General features: G+C 50.8%; 9 protein-coding genes and 1 pseudogene. 7 read left to right on the plus strand and 3 right to left on the minus strand.

The genetic code is table 11. The annotated features are described in order from the left end of the window. Positions 1 to 4: 4 nt before the first annotated feature. From Q5076_RS03995 to Q5076_RS04005, 3 genes and pseudogenes are all read right to left on the minus strand, one after another. Positions 5 to 1282: a transcriptional regulator gene (locus Q5076_RS03995; RefSeq protein ID WP_303011010.1), complete on the minus strand. Its 1278-nt coding sequence runs from the start codon at positions 1280 to 1282 to the stop codon at positions 5 to 7. Next, positions 1275 to 2114: a DNA adenine methylase gene (locus tag Q5076_RS04000; RefSeq protein WP_303011012.1), complete on the minus strand. Its 840-nt coding sequence runs from the start codon at positions 2112 to 2114 to the stop codon at positions 1275 to 1277. Before Q5076_RS04000 ends, Q5076_RS03995 begins: the two co-directional genes overlap by 8 nt. A 157-nt stretch (positions 2115 to 2271) precedes the next feature. Then, positions 2272 to 2502, minus strand: a pseudogene (locus tag Q5076_RS04005) (hypothetical protein); the annotation flags it as partial. Positions 2503 to 2731: 229 nt separating this feature from the next. Here Q5076_RS04005 and Q5076_RS04010 point away from each other — a divergent pair. The 7 genes from Q5076_RS04010 to Q5076_RS04040 all read left to right on the plus strand — a co-directional run bounded on the left by Q5076_RS04010 (position 2732) and on the right by Q5076_RS04040 (position 20656). Further along, positions 2732 to 6028, plus strand: a complete 3297-nt coding sequence (locus Q5076_RS04010) for a glycoside hydrolase family 2 TIM barrel-domain containing protein (protein ID WP_368389373.1) — start codon at positions 2732 to 2734, stop codon at positions 6026 to 6028. A 46-nt stretch (positions 6029 to 6074) separates the two neighbouring features. Then, positions 6075 to 8924, plus strand: a complete 2850-nt coding sequence (locus tag Q5076_RS04015) for a glycoside hydrolase family 2 TIM barrel-domain containing protein (protein WP_303011016.1) — start codon at positions 6075 to 6077, stop codon at positions 8922 to 8924. 135 nt (positions 8925 to 9059) lie between these two features. Further along, entirely contained in the window at positions 9060 to 10577 is a 1518-nt protein-coding gene (locus Q5076_RS04020) for a TlpA disulfide reductase family protein (protein WP_303011018.1), read from the plus strand. A 157-nt stretch (positions 10578 to 10734) separates the two neighbouring features. Continuing rightward, a complete protein-coding gene (locus tag Q5076_RS04025) occupies positions 10735 to 14043 on the plus strand; it encodes a glycosyl hydrolase (RefSeq protein ID WP_303011020.1) in 3309 nt (1102 codons plus the stop codon). 47 nt (positions 14044 to 14090) lie between these two features. Beyond that, the gene (locus Q5076_RS04030) at positions 14091 to 15524 is read left to right on the plus strand and encodes a sialate O-acetylesterase (RefSeq protein WP_303011022.1); all 1434 of its coding nucleotides are present in this window, start codon (positions 14091 to 14093) and stop codon (positions 15522 to 15524) included. Between the two features lie 150 nt (positions 15525 to 15674). Then, the gene (locus tag Q5076_RS04035; RefSeq protein WP_303011095.1) at positions 15675 to 17993 is read left to right on the plus strand and encodes a DUF5703 domain-containing protein; all 2319 of its coding nucleotides are present in this window, start codon (positions 15675 to 15677) and stop codon (positions 17991 to 17993) included. A 23-nt stretch (positions 17994 to 18016) separates the two neighbouring features. Beyond that, positions 18017 to 20656, plus strand: a complete 2640-nt coding sequence (locus Q5076_RS04040) for a glycoside hydrolase family 2 protein (protein ID WP_303011024.1) — start codon at positions 18017 to 18019, stop codon at positions 20654 to 20656. Positions 20657 to 20720: the final 64 nt, after the last annotated feature.

Consider the following 20720-nt stretch of genomic DNA (forward strand, 5'->3'; position numbering starts at 1 on the left):
ATGACTACTCTATTAATCCTAAAATCCAATTGATCCAAGAAATTATAGTTGATGCTCTTCGTTTATATGTTTGATCTGAATCAATATTATATAGTTTAGCATTTTTCATTATTTCAACCACTTCATCTTTTGTTGGGACATTCCCTTTATCAAAATATAGCTTCAGAGTGTTTTGAAATACAGTATGTGATAGTATAAGTTTCACAAATTCTAATTGCCGTTCTACAATGGGCAAATTAAATATACGAAAACCATCTTGAGTTAAAGTACATCCGATTTGTTGATTCTCTCGAATAGTCTCTATGAGACCTAAATACTTTGCCGCATTTGAATAGTAGTCAGTTTGCCTATGGTCAAAGTCATAATTTCGAGTAATATCATCCTTACTGATAAATCCTCTTTGTTTCAATAATTCACAAAGATTAATTACACGCTCAAAACTATCAGCTTGAGGAAATGGCAGTTCAGGTTCTATGACAACCTGAATATCGTTCAAAATATTTTGTATATTCTCTATATTAATTGTTCCTTCTTGAACTGCATATTTTTTATGCTGTAGTAAGCGGATAGAATTATATAAGTTAGGTGTAGTAAATTCATATTCCCTCAAATGGAAAATTCCATTTGAGTATGTAAGAAAGATTGGACGAACACGTTTCGTGATCCTATTACTCCATAGCCTATATGGATAATATAATTGTCTGATCAAAAAATCATCAGAAATATAATTCTTTGCTTCAATCAAGTTTAGGGAATTATCTCCTTCATACCCTCCATCTATTTCTATTTGTGAATTCTCTACATTTATTTTGAAACTATTTTTCCCTGAATTAATTGTAAAATCAAACAAAGAAGAACTCATTCGTCCACAAACTGTAGGTAACAAATTTTCTTCACCTGTAAAGTCATGCAGTATCTTAGATACAAAAGTACAGTTTATTGCAATTGATTCACTTGTAATATCTTTATAATCTATACTTTCCAAAAAAGTTGGAAAGTCAATAGTGGTTATCCCTACATCTTCTTTGTTAAAATCACAAAAAGTTTCAAATGTGCCAATTTCATATGTACCTCTGGATGTAGGTAAAATTGACAACTTATGATCAATAAACAATTTAGGAAGTTGAGAACGATGATCAAACTTTGTCATTAAGCGAGCTTCCCGAAACTGGTTGATATCTATTGAAGATATTGATACTCGCTCGTTATTTGCAAGTCTATCTAAGATACGATACTTCTCGAATATTTTCTCCCATGCTATATCGTTTTTAGATTTACTCATAATTGCTAATTAAAAATTCATCTACTTGTCCTCTCTTAGAAGAATCAGAGTTTACAGCACGATTTGCATGCACTATATGAATATTATAATCGGAATAAATTTCTTTTATGAAATTAGAGGCTGAATTTGATAAAAGAAATTTAATACCGTTATCATTCAATCTGTTACAAATATCTCTTAGTCTAAGTTGATCTCTCTCATTCCATCCACCTTGCACGTATCCTGTAAAATTAGAACTTTCAGAGATAGGATGATACGGTGGATCTAAATACACAAATGAGTTTGTTGGTATATCTCTTAGAATTGCCTCATAATCTCCATTTGATATTTGAATTTGGGCAGAATTTAAATATTTGCTTACAGCTTTAATTACAGGTTCGTTAATTATATTAGGATTTTTATATTTTCCAAATGGAGAATTAAATTCTCCAGCATTATTAACCCTATATAATCCATTATAGCAAGTTTTATTGAGATATATAATTCGTGAAGCTCTTTCAATATTTGTAAGATTATTAAAAAAAGGCTGCCTATCTATGGCTCGAATTTCATAAAAATATTCTGATGTATTTTTATGTTTTTTCAAATCTTCAATAAGTTCATTTGGATTATCTCTTATGACTATATAAACATTGATCAGTTCTTCATTATAATCATTTATAACAGCTCGTTTAGGTTGTAAATCGAAAAGTAAAGCTCCTCCTCCTATGAATGGTTCATAGTAGGGACGATTCGCTACCCCCTTGGGTAACATCTTTTTAATTTCTGGTATAAGTTGTCTTTTTCCTCCAACCCATTTCAGAAATGGAACTACAAGTTTATTTTTAGCCATTTTATACAAAATCTATTATATCAAGTGCAAAGATACCATTTTTACCGATTTGTGCTATATAAATAAACAACAAATTGAGAATCTTGATTTTAATGGATTGATATACAGCTAATTATTCATCTATTCCTCCTTAAATCCCCCTATCTTTCCTTTGCGACTACATAGGTCGGTGTATGTTCTGCCGCAGCTTGTCGATACTAAGAACCAATTTCGTTCCGTCCGTCGGGTCTTTCAGCACTTGAACCCCAGCCTTTTCGGTCTTGAATTTCTGCTTGTGTCCCTCCGAATAGAGTTCTCCTGCGTATTCCAACGGCTTGCCCTTGTTACTGCCGAAAAGAGAACCGACGCTCTCGGCTATGTTGGCGGCTGCGGTGGTTACCGCCCCTTTCTATATATTCTCTTGCACCGTTTGGCTTCGAGGTGGCATTTCGTTGGCTCTGCCCCATATAGAAACAAAGCGTAACAAACGCTGTTTCAGCTAATTCGCTACGCTTTGCTCAAATTTGCAATTCTGCTATGTGTTTATTTTGATTCGACCGCCTTTGTTTCTATCATTAACAATCGATAATTCTGAAAAGAAAAAGGGTACAAAATAGTTTCCCGGCCGTCTTCCCGGTATGAAGAAGACTGGAAAAATGAAAATATACGCTTTAGTGTTCGGAGCGCTGGCGGTTTATGCCGCATCGGCGCAGACAGCCCGTGATTGGGAAAACCATCATGTCCTCCAGATTAACCGCGAGCCGGCGAGGGCCGCTTTCACGCCTTATTCCGTACGGAAGGGCGACTGCTCCCTGAGCCTGGACGGGACTTGGAAGTTCCGGTGGACGCCCGTGCCGGAGGAAAGAATCCCGGATTTTTACCGGACGGATTTTGACGACGGAGGCTGGACGGATTTCGAGGTTCCCGCCAATTGGGAAATAAACGGGTACGGTACGCCGATTTATGTGTCGGCGGGTTATCCGTTCAAGATAGACCCTCCCAGGGTGACGGGAGAGCCGAAAGCCGGTTATACGACGTACAAGGAACGGAATCCGGTGGGGCAATACCGCCGCACGTTCGTTTTGCCGGCGGGATGGGAGGCGGAAGGACAGACTTTCTTGCGTTTCGAGGGGGTGATGAGTGCCTTTTACGTCTGGATAAACGGCGAGCGGGTGGGATACAGCCAAGGCAGCATGGAGGCGAGTGAATTCAATGTCACCCGTTACCTGCAACCCGGAGAGAACCGGGTCGCGCTGGAAGTCTACCGGTACAGCGACGGCTCTTATCTGGAAGACCAGGATTTCTGGCGTTTCGGGGGGATTCACCGCAGCATTCACCTGATACATACGCCGGATATCCGTATCCGTGATTATACGGTGCGTACCCTTCCTGCACAGGCCGGAGATTACCGGGATTTTGTTTTGCAGGTAGACCCGCAATTCAACGTGTACAGGGGGATGACAGGTAAGGGATATAGCTTGCGGGGAACCTTGAAGGATGCTTCCGGTAAGGAAATCGCCGTGCTGAAGGGGGATGTGGAAGAGATTCTTGATTTGGAACACAAGGCGGCCCGGATGAACGAATGGTATCCGCAACGCGGTCCGCGGAAAATGGGACGCATGTCTGTGACCGTGAAATCGCCGGTGAAATGGACGGCGGAGACGCCTTATTTGTACAAACTTCATCTGGCGTTGCAAGATGCCGGAGGGAAAACCGTCGAACAGGTGGAACAGTCCGTGGGTTTCCGCTCCGTGGAGATTAAAGGAGGGCAATTGCTGGTTAACGGCAGCCCGATTCGTTTTCGCGGGGTGAACCGGCACGAGCACGACCCCCGGACGGCACGTGTCGTCAGCGAGGAACGGATGCTTCAAGACATCCTGCTGATGAAACGGGCGAATATCAACGCCGTGCGTACCAGCCATTATCCGAACGTGAGCCGCTGGTATGAATTGTGCGACAGCCTGGGACTGTATGTGATGGACGAGGCGAATATCGAGGAACACGGGCTTCGCGGCACGCTGGCGAGCACTCCCGACTGGCATGCCGCATTCATGGACCGTGCGGTACGCATGGCGGAACGCGATAAGAACTATCCTTGCATCGTTATCTGGAGTATGGGGAATGAGAGCGGTTACGGACCGAATTTCGCCGCTATCTCTGCCTGGTTGCATGACTTTGACCCGACCCGTCCCGTTCATTACGAAGGGGCGCAGGGAACGGACGGCAATCCCGACCCGGAAACGGTGGACGTAATCAGCCGCTTTTATACACGTGTCAAACAGGAATACCTGAATCCGGGCATCGCCGGGGGAGAAGATAAAGAGCGCGCCGAGAACGCGCGTTGGGAAAGGTTGCTGGAAATCGCGGAACGCGCCGGCGACGACCGTCCGGTGATGACGAGCGAATATGCCCATTCCATGGGAAACGCATTGGGCAATTTCAAGGAATACTGGGACGAGATATACAGCCATCCCCGTATGCTGGGCGGTTTTATCTGGGACTGGGTGGACCAGGGAATTTACAAGACATTGCCCGACGGCCGCACAATGGTGGCTTACGGAGGCGATTTCGGCGACAAGCCGAACCTGAAAGCTTTCTGCTTCAACGGTTTGCTGATGAGCGGCCGCGAGACTACTCCCAAGTACTGGGAGGTGAAGAAGGTATATGCGCCGGTCGGGCTGGAGATGGAAGACGGCAGGCTGAAAATAACCAACCGGAACCATCATACCGGCATGTCGCAGTACCGTTGTTTATGGACGGTGTCCGTTGACGGAAAGCCGGAAGAAGAGGGTGAGCTCGCCTTGCCGGAGATAGCTCCGGGCAAGAGCAGGACAATCGGCTTGCCCGCTTTCCCGTCATTGGAAGCTAACCTTTCTTTGAAGGGAAAAAACGGAAAAAGAACAGTGGGGACTGCTGCCGATTGCCGGCTGAAAGTGAGTGTTGTCCTGCGTTCGGATACTCCTTGGGCAAAAGCCGGGCACGAGGTGGCGTGGGAACAGTTCTGTTTGCAGGAAGGGGATTTGGCGCCTTCCGGTTTAGTCAATAAAGGGACATTGGAGATAGAGGAGAACGAGGAAACCCTCTCCGTCTCCGGGCGCGGTTTTTCTGTCCGGTGGAAGAAAAAGACAGCCGAAGGCATGGTTTCACTGGTGTATGGAGGAAGAGAAATGCTGGCGGACCCGGAAGACTTTCCCGTCCAACCCCTGACACAGGTTTTCCGCGCTCCGACGGACAATGATAAGAGTTTCGGAAACTGGCTGGCTAAAGATTGGAAATCGCACGGGATGGACACCCCGCGGATTTGTCCCGAATCTTTCAGTCATGAAGTGCGCAAGGATGGAGCGGTAATCGTCCGGACCCGGACAAGCAATCTATATAAGGAAGGAAAAGTGGTGACGGTTGCCGTTTACACGGTTACCGCGGACGGAACGATAGACTTGGAAACGACTTTCCTCCTGCAGGGAGAACTTCCGGAGCTGCCCCGTCTGGGAATTGCGTTCTGCCTGGCGCCCGCTTACCGTACGTTTACCTGGTACGGCAGAGGACCGCAGGAGAATTACCCCGACAGGAAGACATCCGCCGCCGTGGGGCTCTGGAAAGGAACGGTAGCGGAACAGTATGTGCATTACCCGCGCCCGCAAGACAGCGGGAACAAGGAAGAGGTCCGCTACCTCATGCTGACGGACAAGCGGGGCAAAGGGATTCGTGTCGATGCGGTAGGGAACGTGTTTTCCGCATCCGCCCTGCATTATACCGCCGGGGATTTGTACAACGAGACGCACGACTGTGATTTGAAGCCGCGCGCGGAAGTCGTCCTGAGCATGGACGCCGCCGTACTCGGATTGGGGAACAGCAGTTGCGGGCCGGGCGTGTTGAAGAAATATGCGATTGAGAAAAAAGAGCATACCCTTCACATACGTATAAGTGGCAGGTAACGGAATGGAAATGAATATGACAGATGACACAATAATAAAAGTAACAATGAAAAAAGTAACCGCATTATTATCGACTTTAGCGTTGGCAACCGCCTTGAACGCCCAGGATTTCCCGCAGACGGAACGGCAATATCTTTCAGGCCGCGGATGCGACGATATGGTAGAATGGGATTTCTTCTGTACCGGTGGACGCAACTCCGGCAAATGGACGAAAATCGGCGTTCCTTCCTGTTGGGAGTTACAGGGTTTCGGCACTTACCAGTATGGAATCACTTTCTACGGCAAACCGTTTCCGGAAGGCGTTGCAGATGAAAAGGGCATGTATAAGTATGAATTTGAAGTTCCCGAAAGGTTTCGCGGCAAGCAGGTGAACCTTGTGTTCGAGGCTTCCATGACGGATACGGAAGTAAAGGTGAACGGGCGTAAGGCAGGCACGAAACATGAAGGAGCTTTCTACCGTTTTTCATACAATATCACGGATTTCCTGAAATACGGCAAAAAGAACTTGCTGGAAGTGACGGTAGCCAAGGAAAGCGGGAATGCGAGCGTGAACCTTGCCGAACGCCGTGCGGATTATTGGAACTTCGGAGGTATCTTCCGTCCGGTGTTTCTGGAGGTGAAACCCGCCGTCAATCTGCGGCATGTCGCTATCGACGCGCGGATGGACGGTTCTTTCCTGGCAAACTGCCATACGAACATTTCCAATGAAGGCATGAGCATCCGTGCAGAGATTCGGGACGGCAAAGGTAAAAAACTCGCTGAAACGACTGTTCCGGTAAAGGCAGGCGGGGATTGGACTTCCTTGCGGATGAACGTTTCCGACCCGGCTTTATGGACGGCTGAAACGCCGAATCTTTACAAGGCATATTTCTCCTTGCTGGACAAAAACGGCAAGGTGCTGCACCGTGAAACCGAGAAGTTCGGTTTCCGTACCATTGAAGTGCGCCGGAGCGACGGGCTTTACATAAACGGGGTGCGCATCAACGTGCGCGGCGTCAACCGCCACAGTTTCCGCCCTGAAAGCGGCCGTACTTTGAGCAAGGCGAAAAATATTGAGGACGTCCTCCTGATAAAGAGCATGAACATGAATTCCGTCCGCCTGAGCCATTATCCTGCCGACCCGGAATTTCTGGAGGCTTGCGATTCTTTGGGACTTTATGTGATGAATGAGCTGGGAGGCTGGCACGGCAAGTACGATACGCCCACCGGAGTGCGTTTAATCGAAGGAATGGTGGAACGGGACGTGAACCATCCGTCCGTTATCTGGTGGAGCAACGGCAATGAAAAAGGATGGAATACCGAACTGGACGGGGAGTTTCATAAATATGACTTGCAGAAACGTCCGGTTATCCATCCGCAAGGCAATTTCTCCGGTTTCGAGACCATGCATTACCGTTCTTACGGGGAAAGCCAGAACTACATGCGTCTGCCGGAAATCTTCATGCCTACGGAATTTCTGCACGGCTTGTATGACGGTGGCCACGGAGCCGGTTTGTACGACTACTGGGAAATGATGCGCAAACACCCCCGTTGCATCGGAGGTTTCCTCTGGGTATTGGCAGACGAGGGAGTGAAGCGTGTGGATATGGACGGATTCATCGACAACCAGGGAAATTACGGTGCGGACGGTATCGTGGGGCCACACCATGAAAAGGAGGGCAGCTACTATACCGTCAAGCAGTTATGGAGCCCGGTACAGATAACGGATACTTCCATCGACAGAGGGTTCGACGGGCGGTTCTCCGTAGAAAACCGGTACGATTATCTGAACCTGAACACTTGCCGTTTCTTCTGGAAACAGGTGAAATTTCCTTCGGCGACGGACGCTTCCGATGCGGTTGCCCAAGTGTTGAAGGAGGGGGAAGTGCAGGGAAGCGACGTACCCGCCCATTCTGCCGGCGTAGTGGATATCCGAACTACTATTTTGCCCGATGCGGACGCTCTTTTCCTGACGGTTGCGGACAAATACGGGCATGAGCTTTGGCGTTGGACATTTCCGGTAGACAAACCCGGCAAGCAGGCAGGACAGGCTTCCGCGTCGTCCGCCCGCCCGGCTTATGCGGAAACTGAAAACGATTTGTCCGTAAATGCCGGCGGCCGCACTTTCGTTTTTTCTAAAAAAGACGGGCAGCTCAAAGGTGTATCGGTCAACGGCCGGAAAATCAGTTTCGCCAACGGTCCCCGCTTTATCGGCGCCCGTCGTGCAGACCGTTCTTTGGACCAGTTCTATAACCATGACGACGAGAAAGCAAAAGAAAAAGACCGTACTTACAGCGAGTTTCCCGACGCCGCCGTGTTTACCGGGCTCGATGTGAAAGAGGACGGAGAAAACCTGGTTGTTACGGCAAGTTACAGACTGGGGAATTTGGACAGCGCCCGATGGACAATCACGCCGGACGGGACGGCGATACTTGATTATGCTTACAATTTTTCCGGCGTAGTGGATTTGATGGGTATCCGTTTCGACTATCCGGAGGAGCTGGTAACCGGCAAACGCTGGCTGGGAGCGGGACCCTACCGTGTGTGGCAGAACCGCATCCACGGTACTCAATACGATGTCTGGGAAAATGACTATAACGACGCTGTTCCGGGGGAAACCTTCACGTATCCCGAATTCAAGGGGTACTTCGGCGATGTTTCCTGGATGAATATCCGTACCAAGGAAGGGACAATCAGCCTGACAAACGAAACTCCGGATTCTTATATCGGGGTCTACCAGCCCCGTGACGGCCGCGACCGCCTGCTCTACACGCTTCCGGAAAGCGGAATCTCCGTGCTGAATGTCATTCCTCCCGTCCGCAACAAAGTGAATGCGACGGATTTGTGCGGTCCTTCTTCACAGCCGAAATGGGTGGACGGCACGCAGGCGGGACGCATCGTCTTCCGGTTCGAGTAGCCGGGCGCCTGTCGTTTTCATCCTCCGGCGGTCGTTTTTAAAGGGTTATTTAACAGGTTGCCAGGCAGAATGCGGAATTTAATGCCTATATTCGCAGAATAACCGTTTATTAACTCTCCAAACACCCTGATGAGGATGAAAAACATTTCATTAGTCCTTTTGCCGGTACTTATATTGTTTGCCGGATGCCGGCAGAAAACCCAGGGCGACTTCCAGCCGGATACCGGCGGAATGGAAGCCGCCTATGATTTCCCGGAAGAATATGCCGAAGAGGTTGTCATAACAGGCAAAGTCGTGAACCGGGAATTTTATCCTCAGGAAAAGGAGCTGACGCTTGTCATTCCTTTCTTCAAAGGGATGGAAAACCAATACATCGCTCCCCTTCAGGAAGACGGTTCTTTTTATTTCACTTTCCCGGTTTATGCCAGAATCCGGGAAGTTTCCATCCGCAACTATGCGGAACATCTGTATGTGCATCCGGGTGACAGCCTGTATGTGGAGATTGATTTCAAAGACATGTTCCATCCCAAGGTGGCGGGCGATGCGGAAAAGTTGAACCGGGGGATACTGGCTTTCACGGAAAGCGGGTATTATTACATGCGCGATTATGGTATCAGTCACGATTCGAGTGTCGGGGACTTCGAGGCGGAACTGAAAAAGGAATACAAGATGCGTTTGGAACGCAGGACGGAATACCTGCAGAAATTCAAACCTTCGCAGGATGTCGTCCTGTTCACGGAAGAGCTGTTGAAACAGGATTATTATTGCGCTCTCCTGATTTACGCCGCCCAATGCCAACACCGGACGAGAAAGGAGTTTACGAGATATCGCGCGTTATTGCCCGAAATCAACCGGCTTTATAAAACCGGGATATTGTCGGCACGCCTGTTTGACGTAGCGGACTGGGTGGAGGAGTATATACCTTTAGGAATGATTCTTAAAAACAAGGCGTTTCCCGCGATAGAGGATATAATGTCCGAGATAGGCGAGAACGAGCTGAACCAGTACTTGTATGCGAAAGTTACCGCCAACAGCCTGGATGCCAATGATACCCTTGCTTTTTCAACGAAGCGTCCGCAGTTCGACTCAATCGTGAAGATGCCTCATTTGCGGGGACGCATAGCGCAGATGTACCGGCAGACCGGAGCGTTCCTGCAAAATCCGCAATCTGTTTCCGACAACCTGTTGTATGGCAAATATAACGGGGATTCGGGCAATCCGGTCCCGATACCTTATATGGACAGTATGTACAGGATACTTGAAGAAAACCGGGGAAAAGTCATCTATATTGATTTCTGGGCGACGAGTTGCCTGCCTTGCCTTGCCGAAATGGAACCTTTGAAGAAGTTGCGGGCCGGGTATCCGACGGAAGATTTGGCTATTTACTCTATCTGTTCCGGGAATGACAGAGGCAAGAAAAACTGGGAAAAATGCCTGGACAAGTATTCGATGAGAAACTGCGGTATCGAATGCATATATGCGGCCGATTACATGGGAGTGGAGAATTACCGGAAGATTGCCAAACAATGGAAGATTACCGGATTGCCCCATTACGTGCTGATAAACAGGAAAGGGCAGATTATCGATTACGGCACTTCCGCCCGTCCGAGCAATCCCCGGCTGTTGTTGAAAATTAAAGAGATAATCAGGTAATGAACGGATAGCGTTTCCCCGTGCAGGTAACGGATATCACCGCGGCAGCCCGCGTCATTTTTCCGGATAAGGGAAAACGACGCGGGCTGTCGCATTGCCGGGTGAGTACAAAACAGCCTTTTTCCCGTCTTCCTTTATAGAATAAATGCAGATTGGAATGAAAAACCGGCTGAAACAACGAATAGTTATGATTTTATTATCGGCATGGACGCTGACGGCGCCTGCCGGTGCGCAACACGCGCGTTCACTCCGCGAACAGTTCTTGAACCCTTCCGAAGAAGCCAAACCCTGGACATTCTGGTACTGGATGTACGGCGCCGTGTCCAAAGAGGGGATTACCGCCGATTTGGAGGCGATGAAACAGGCTGGGCTCGGAGGCGCTTACCTGATGCCGATTAAAGGTCTCCGCGAGGGGGCGCAGTATGGCGGCAAGGCACAGCAGTTGACTCCTGAATGGTGGGAGATGGTACGTTTCAGCATGGAAGAGGCAGACCGTCTGGGATTGAAGCTGGGAATGCATATCTGTGACGGTTTCGCATTGGCGGGAGGCCCTTGGATTACTCCGGAAGAATCCATGCAAAAGGTGGTATGGAGCGATACGATTGTGGACGGGGGAAAAGTGAGGGAATTGCGTCTGCCGCAACCGGAAGCCTATGAGGACTATTATGAGGATATCGCGTTGTTCGCTTTGCCCGTGAAAGAAGAAGGAGCGGACGAGATGCCGGCAAGGATTACCTGTGTGAACCTGGCGACGGCAGGCGACATCAACCCTTCCAAAACTGTGAATATGGATACAGCGGGGGTAATCCGTTCTTCATACCCGTGTTACATCCAGTATGAATACGAACAGCCTTTTACCTGCCGGAACGTGGAAATCGTTTTGAACGGCAATAATTACCAGGCGCACCGGCTGAAAGTGACGGCGAGCGAGGACGGCGTGAATTATCGGTTTGTGAAACAGTTGGTTCCCGCCCGTCAGGGATGGCAAAACACGGATGAGAATTCGACCCACAGCATTCCCGCCACTACCGCCCGTTATTTCCGTTTCTATTGGACGCCCGACGGGAGCGAACCGGGAAGCGAGGATATGGATGCTGCGAAATGGAAACCCAACTTGAAGATAAAACAATTGTGCCTGCACCGGGAGGCCCGTTTGAACCAATGGGAGGGAAAAGCCGGACTGGTGTGGCGGGTCGCCCAATCCACCAAAGAGGAAGAGGTGGGAAAAGAGGACTGCTATTCGCTCTCGCAGGTTATCGACCTGACGGGGCAATACCGCCATGTTCCGGGAGGCGATACCGGAGAGAAGGCATTGACCGCCACCCTTCCCGAAGGAAGATGGAAACTGCTCCGCATGGGGCACACGGCTACCGGGCACACGAATGCGACTGCCGGAGGCGGGAAAGGGCTGGAATGTGACAAGTTCAATCCGAAAACTGTCCGCAAACAGTTTGACAACTGGTTCAAACAGGCGTTTGTCAGGACTAATCCCGAAGTCGCTCACCGGGTATTGAAATATATGCACGTGGACAGTTGGGAATGCGGCAGCCAGAATTGGAACGGCAATTTTGCGGCGGAGTTCCGGAAACGCCGCGGCTATGACCTGATGCCTTATCTGCCTTTGCTGGCGGGTATCCCGATGGAAAGCGCGGAACGGAGCGAACAAATCCTGCGGGATGTCCGTACGACGGTTGCGGAGCTGGTAGTAGATGTCTTTTATCAGGTGTTGGCCGATTGCGCCAAAGAGTACGGTTGCCGGTTCTCGGCAGAATGTGTGGCGCCGACAATGGTGAGTGACGGTTTGGCGCACTACCGGAAAGTCGATTTGCCGATGGGCGAATTCTGGCTGAACAGCCCCACGCACGACAAGCCGAACGATATGCTGGATGCCGTCAGCGGAGCGCATATCTATGGAAAAAATATCATTCAGGCGGAAGGGTTCACCGAGGTGCGCGGAATATGGGACGAACATCCCGGAATGCTGAAAACATTGCTGGACCGCAATTATGCATTGGGAATCAACCGCCTCTTCTACCATGTATATGTACACAACCCTTGGTTGGAACGTAAGCCCGGCATGACGCTGGACGGCATCGGACTCTTTTTCCAACGGGACCAGACCTGGTGGGACAAAGGCGCGAAAGCCTTGTCCGAATATGCCGCCCGTTGCCAATCCTTGCTGCAATACGGGCATCCGGTAACGGATATAGCCGTCTTTACAGGCGAAGAAATGCCGAGGCGTTCGATATTGCCGGAACGGCTGGTTCCCTCATTGCCGGGAATCTTCGGTGCGGAACGGGTGGAAAGCGAGCGCGTCCGCCTGGCAAACGAAGGCCAACCCTTGCGTGTACGTCCGGTAGGCGTTACGCATTCCGCCAATATGGCGGACCCCGAAAAGTGGGTGAATCCGCTCCGCGGATATGCCTATGACAGTTTCAACAAGGATGCTCTGCTGCGTCTGGCAAAAGCGGAGAACGGCAGGATGGTGTTGCCGGGCGGAGCGAGTTACAAAGTATTGGTATTGCCGCTTCCCCGTCCGATGAATCCTGAACCGGCGGAACTTTCGCCTGAGGTAAGGCAAAAGATAAACGAATTGAAGAATGCCGGCGTGTTAGTCCCTGCCGTCCCTTATACGGAGGAGGACTTTTCGGCATACGGGTTGGAACGTGATTTGATTGTACCGGAGGATATTGCCTGGACACATCGCCGCGGCGAGTCGGGGGATATCTATTTCATAGCCAACCAGAGGGAAGAGACACGTACATTCACCGCCAGCATGCGCGTCAGCGAAGGCAGTCCGGAATGCTGGAATCCCGTTACGGGCGAGACGGATGCCCGTCCCCGTTACGAGCGAAAAGGTAACCGCACGGAAGTAACCCTGACGCTTGCCCCCAATGAATCCGTATTTGTCGTTTTTCTCACGGAAGAAACCGGCGGGGATGATTCGCAAAAATCGTCAGGAAAGAAGAAAAGCTGTGCCGGAAAGGTTCGGAATATCGCTCTGGAACCGGAAGAATACACCGTCGTTTTCCCCGCTAACGGAAAGACGGTGACCCGGAAAGTTTTGTTCGACTGGAGCAAGGAAGAGGATGAACGGATTCGTTATTATTCGGGAACTGCCGTTTACAAGACCGTATTCCATTGGAAAGGCGGGCAGGAGAAGGGGCGACCGGTTTACCTGAATCTGGGCAGGATATATAACGTCGCTTCCGTCCGTGTCAATGGCACGGATTGCGGCACGGTCTGGACGGCGCCTTACCGCGCCGATATTACCGCAGCCTTGAAAAAAGGAGCGAATGAACTTGAGATTGAAGTGGCTAACACGTGGGCGAATGCCCTCAGGGGAGCCGATGAAGGCAAAGCGCCTTTTGACGGAATCTGGACGAATGCGAAATACCGCAGCGCGGAAAAGGAGTTGCTTCCGGCAGGACTGCTCGGACCTTTGAGCCTCTCCGTCACCGATTGATTCCGGATTGCGGAATATGGAAAAACAAGGAATAAAGATATATGGAAATGAGAAATTTAATAAGTAAAACAGGTGTTTTAGGGGCTGCTTTCTGGCTTGCCGCTTGCTTGCCGGCACATGCGGAAGTCAAGTTGCCCGCAATCTTTTCCGACGGGATGGTGATGCAGCAGCAGACCGAAGCCCGTCTTTGGGGGACAGCGGTCCCGAATAAGAAAGTAACGGTCACTACCGGCTGGGACGGGAAGGAATATGCAACGGTATCGGATAAACAGGGGGCATGGGAACTGGCTGTTTCCACTCCGAAAGCGGGAGGCCCTTATACCTTGGTCTTTGACGACGGGACCCGAAAGACACTGGACAATATCTTGATAGGCGAAGTCTGGCTCTGTTCCGGGCAGAGCAATATGGAAATGCCGATGAAAGGATTCAAGAACCAACCGGTAGAAAATGCCAATATGGACATTCTCCGCAGCAGGAATCCGGAAATCCGCCTGTTTACGGTGAAACGCGCTTCCGCTTTTACTCCGCAGGCCGATGTGACAGGGGTATGGAAAGAAGCCGCTCCGGCCAGCGTGCGCGATTTCAGCGCGACAGCTTATTATTTCGGAAGGCTGGTCAATGAAATATTAGACGTTCCGGTGGGGCTGGTCGTGGCCGCATGGGGCGGTTCCGCCTGTGAAGCCTGGATGAGGGCCGACTGGCTGAAAGCTTTTCCCGATGCTAAAATCCCTCAATCGGAAGCGGATATCAAATCGAAGAACCGGACTCCGACCGTGCTTTACAACGGGATGTTGCATCCGTTAATCGGAATGACGATGAAAGGGGTAATCTGGTATCAGGGCGAAGACAACTGGAACCGCGCGCATACTTATGCCGACATGTTTACCAACCTGATTAACGGTTGGCGGGCGGAATGGAAGCAGGGGGATTTTCCTTTCTATTATTGCCAGATAGCTCCCTATGATTACGGGATTATCACGGAGAAGGGGAAGGAGGTGATAAATTCCGCTTATCTCCGGGAAGCGCAGGCGAAAGTGGAACATCGCGTAGCGAACAGCGGGATGGCCGTATTGCTGGACGCAGGCATGGAGAAAGGGATTCATCCTGCAAAGAAACAGGTTGCGGGCGAACGGCTGGCGCTTCTTGCACTGACGAAAACCTACGGGATAGAAGGGGTAAACGGGGAAAGCCCTTATTATAAAAGCATGGAGATAAGGAACGATACAGTTGTCGTCAGCTTTGAACGTGCGAAGATGTGGATTAGCGGCAAGAACTGTTTCGAATCGAAGAATTTCCAGGTAGCGGGTGAGGATAGGGTGTTCTATCCGGCAAAAGCATGGATTGAACGCAGCAAAATAATGGTGAAGAGCGACAAAGTGTCTTCTCCGGTGGCCGTACGTTACGGATTTGAAAACTATGTGGAAGGCGATGTGTATTGCGACGGATTGCCGCTAGGCTCTTTCCGTTCGGACGATTGGTAATTTATCCACTGCAGGGGGAAAGAAGGGACGGAACGCATCTTCCGGAGTGGAAAGCGGGAATTCCGCGTTCTTTCCTTCCGTAGCGGAGTTTTTATAAGAATGCAGATTATGAATTATTCGCGCAAGTTTTTTATTCTTTTGTTCATCGTCATGAGCATGCCGGCTTCATGGAGCCGGCATGCCGATATCGTCTGGGATGCTCCGAGCCGCAATTCTTCCGAGTCCATGCCTTGCGGCGGGGGAGATATCGGCATGAATGTCTGGGTGGAAAACGGCGATATATTATTCTACTTGAGCCGTAGCGGCACGTTTGACGAAAACAATTGCCTGTTGAAGCAGGGGCGTGTCCGCCTGCGCCTGTCTCCCAATCCTTTTAAAGACGCGGAAGATTTCCGGCAGGAATTGAAACTGGAAGACGGTTTTGTGGAAATCTCGGCGGGGAAGGCGCAGGTGCGGATTTGGGCGGATGTCTTTCATCCGGCGGTTTATGTGGAGATAGCCGGCGGTAAACCTTTACAGGCAAAGGTCTTTTACGAGAATTGGAGATACCGGGACCGTTTGATTAGGAAAGGAGAGGGGCAACAATGCTCTTACAAGTGGGCTCCCCCGAAAGGGGCAGTCACAAAAGCGGATTTTATTTCTCCTGTCGCCGCGGGAGGGAAAGGTTCGCCCGACGTTGGAAAACGTCCGGCCGGCGGAAAAAAGAATTGCTTGCTGTTCTATCACCGTAATGCGGAGAATACCGTTTTTGACAGTGCGGTGTCCCAGCAGGGGATGGACGGGGTGAAGTCCCGGATGATGAATCCTTTAAAGAATCTGACTTTCGGCGGATATTTATTCGGGGATAACCTGGAATTTGTAGGAACCTCCGATAGTATATACGCCGGAACCGATTACCGGGCATGGGAATTCCGTTCGTCAAAACCCTCTGCACGGCAACGAATCTGCATGGTGTTGCACACTGCCCAGACAGAAACGGCGGAGCAATGGGAAGAGGGTCTCCGGAACGCTTTCCGGAGGATTGCCCCGCACGGGAAAATCTCTTCCGAAGTCCTATCGCACGATAGGAAACAGACCCGTTTGTGGTGGAACGCTTTTTGGCGGCGAAGTTTCATAGAGGCGGAAGGGGAAGCGGAAGAAATCACCCGGAACTATACTTTATTCCGTTATATGCTGGGATGTAACGCTTACGGGAACGCGCCGACCAAGTTCAACGGCGGGTTGTTTACCTTTGACCCTTGCCATACGGACGAAAAACAGGCTTTCACTCCCGACTACCGGAAATGGGGAGGAGGTACGATGACGGCGCAGAACCAACGCCTGGTTTATTGGCCGATGCTGAAAAGCGGCGATTTCGACATGATGCCTTCCCAGTTTGATTTCTATAACCGGATGTTGCGGAATGCGGAACTGCGCAGCCTCGTATATTGGCGGCATGAAGGGGCCTGCTTTTGCGAACAGATAGAGAATTTCGGCCTGCCCAATCCGGCGGAGTACGGTTTCAAACGTCCGGACTGGTTCGATAAAGGAATGGAATACAATGCCTGGCTGGAATATGAGTGGGATACGGTGCTCGAATTTTGCCAGATGATATTGGAAACGAAAAATTATGCGGATGCGGACATAAGCCCGTATATTCCTTTGATTGAAAGCTCGTTGACCTTCTTCGATAAACATTACCGCCTGCTCGCCTCCCGCCGCGGAAGGAAAGAGCTGGACGGAGACGGGCGTCTGATTCTTTTTCCGGGTTCCGCCTGCGAAACGTATAAAATGGCCTGCAACGCCAGCAGCACCGTCGCTGCATTGCAGACAGTCTTAAAGACTTATGGAAAAAAGGAAGAGATGCTGAAAACGATTCCCGACATTCCGTTACGCTATGTTGAAGTGAGGGATTCGTTGAATCCCGATGCCGCTCCGGTTTTGAAACAGACGATTTCCCCCGCGAAGAGCTGGGAGCGAATCAATAACGTGGAGACCCCGCAACTCTATCCTGTCTTTCCGTGGAGGATTTACGGGGTCGGGAAGGAAAACCTGGAAACGGCGCGCAATACTTATTTTTACGACCCCGATGCGGTCAGGTTCCGCTCCCACACCGGATGGAAGCAGGATTGCATCTGGGCGGCGTGCCTGGGATTGACCGAAGAGGCGAAACGGCTCTCCCTGGCTAAATTGTCAGACGGTCCGCACCGCTTTCCCGCCTTCTGGGGCCCCGGCTACGACTGGACGCCCGACCATAACTGGGGAGGCAGCGGCATGATAGGGCTTCAGGAAATGTTGCTGCAAACCGACGGAGAGCGGATACTCCTGTTTCCCGCCTGGCCCGAAGAATGGAATGTGCACTTCAAATTGCATGCTCCGGGCAAGACAACGGTGGAAGCCGTTTTGAAGGATGGGAAAGTGGCGAGCCTGAAAGTCTTGCCGGAGAGCAGGAGGAAGGATGTCATCATGATGATTGGAAAAGAAAAATGATTGGAAAAATAAACGATAGAGTTATGAATGGAAGACCTTTTTTGATATTGTCAGCTTTTCTGCTGTTATTCTCTTTGTCAGTACAAGCAACGGATACTTACCGGCCCGAAACTTCGGTGGCGGGATTTATCCGGCTTCCCGGCAGCGGGCGGCAAGTCTATAATTTCAATCCGGGATGGAGATTTTTCAAAGGCGATGTCCGGGGAGCCGAAGCGGTGGATTACGACGACCGTTCCTGGGAAATCGTCTCTACTCCCCATACTGTAGAGCTGATGCCTGCCGAAGCCAGCGGATGCCGTAACTATCAAGGTCCCGCCTGGTACCGCAAGCGTTTTGTAGTCCCTGCCGAGACCGAAGGCCGGCGGGTGCTCCTTCATTTTGAGGCGGTAATGGGAAAACAGGTCCTTTACCTGAACGGCAAACGTGTCCGGGAACATACGGGCGGTTACCTGCCTTTCACTCTGGACCTGACGGCAAACGGCGTACAGGCGGGCGACTCCTGTCTGCTCGCCGTCTTTACGGACAACAGCGACGATAAATCGTATCCTCCCGGAAAACGCCAATATACGCTGGACTTCGCTTATCACGGAGGTATCTACCGGGATGTGTGGATGATTGCCAAATCGCCCGTCGCCATTACCGATGCCGTCGATTCGCAAACCACGGGCGGCGGAGGCGTATTTGTCTATTTTGACAAAATCAGTGAGAAGAGCGCCCAGGTATATGTAAAGACGGAAGTGAAGAACGACGGTAACCGGCCCGAATCGGTGACGGTTGAGACCGCCCTGACGGATGCCGGCGGCAAACTCATCAAGCGCAGTTCCGGCAAACTGTTTCTGAAACCGGGAGAAAAGAAGTCGGTCCGCCAACAGATGGAGGTGAAGAACCCGAAACTCTGGTCGCCGGATACACCTTATTTATATAGGGTACAATCCCGGGTTAAAAAAGGAGGAAAGTCCGTTGACGGAGGAATCACCCGTGTCGGTATCCGTTTGGCGGAGTTCCGCGGCAAGGACGGTTTCTGGCTGAACGGCAAACCTTTCGGGCAGTTGGTCGGCGCCAACAGGCATCAGGACTTTGCCTATGTCGGCAACGCTTTGCCGAACTCGCAGCAGTGGCGCGACGCGAAACGTTTGCGTGACGCCGGATGCACCATTGTCCGCGTGGCTCATTACCCGCAAGACCCTTCGTTCATGGATGCCTGTGACGAACTCGGCATGTTCGTTATCGTGGCTACTCCGGGATGGCAATACTGGAACAAAAATCCGGAGTTCGGGGAACTGGTCCACCGGAATACCCGCGAAATGATTCGCCGCGACCGCAACCATCCTTCCGTGCTGATGTGGGAGCCTATCCTGAACGAGACCCGTTATCCGCTCGATTTCGCATTGAAAGCCCTTGAGATAACCAAGGAGGAATATCCTTATCCGGGACGGCCGGTAGCCGCCGCCGACGTTCATTCCGCCGGCGTGGAAGAGCATTACGACGTTGTTTACGGCTGGCCGGGAGACGATGAAAAGGAGGACAGGCCGAGACAGTGTATCTTTACCCGCGAGTTCGGCGAGAATGTGGACGACTGGTACGCCCACAACAATAACAACCGCGCGAGCCGCAGTTGGGGCGAACGTCCGTTGCTGGTACAGGCATTGTCCCTCGCCAAGAGTTACGACGAGATGTTCCGCACCACCGGCCAGTTCATCGGCGGCGCCCAGTGGCATCCGTTCGATCACCAGCGCGGCTATCACCCCGACCCTTACTGGGGAGGCATTTATGATGCTTTCCGCCAGAAAAAATATGCTTATGAGATGTTCCGCAGCCAGTCGCCCGCCGGTCTCCGGCATCCTCTGGCGGAATGCGGCCCGATGGTATTCATAGCCCATGAGATGTCGCAATTCTCCGATAAGGATGTAGTGGTATTTACGAATTGCGACTCTGTCCGTCTTTCTATTTACGACGGGACGAAAACTTGGACGAAGCCTGTCGTTCACGCCAAAGGACACCTGCCGAACGCACCCGTCGTTTTTGAGGACGTATGGGATTTCTGGGAGGCGCGGGGATATAGCTATACCCGGAAAAACTGGCAGAAAGTGAATATGGTTGCCGAAGGTATCATCGGCGGCAAGGTGGTGTGCACCCAAAAGAAAATGCCTTCCCGCCGTTCTACCAAGCTCCGCCTGTATGCGGATACGCAGAAGGTGAAACTGGTGGCGGACGGTTCCGACTTTATCGTCGTTGTCGCCGAAGTGACGGATGACAACGGAAACGTGCGCCGCCTGGCGAAAGAGAATATCGTCTTTACCGTGGAGGGGGAAGGGGAAATTATCGGGAACGCGGCTATCGGGGCCAATCCCCGCACCGTGGAATTCGGCTCTGCCCCCGTATTGGTCCGTTCTACCCGGAAGGCGGGGAAGATTAAGGTGAAAGCCCGTGTGCAGTTCGAAGGCACGCAGGCGCCGGCATCAACCGAATTGGAGTTTGAGAGCGTCCCCGCCGAATTCCCTTTCTGCTATGAGGAACAGGAACGGGCGTCAGGCCTGCACGCCGGAAAAGCGGCGATGCCGGAGAAAAGCGCAGGAAACAGGGTACGGCTGACCGAAGAAGAACGCCAACGGGCATTGGACGAAGTGGAACGCCAGCAAACAGAGTTCGGCATTGAAAAATAGAGGAAGGGAAGCAAGAGAGCGTTGATTTAAAACGCTATTTGAAAAAAAAGGATTATCTTTGGAT

The sequence above is a fragment of the uncultured Bacteroides sp. genome, from assembly GCF_958445495.1.
Classification (GTDB): Bacteria; Bacteroidota; Bacteroidia; order Bacteroidales; family Bacteroidaceae; genus Bacteroides.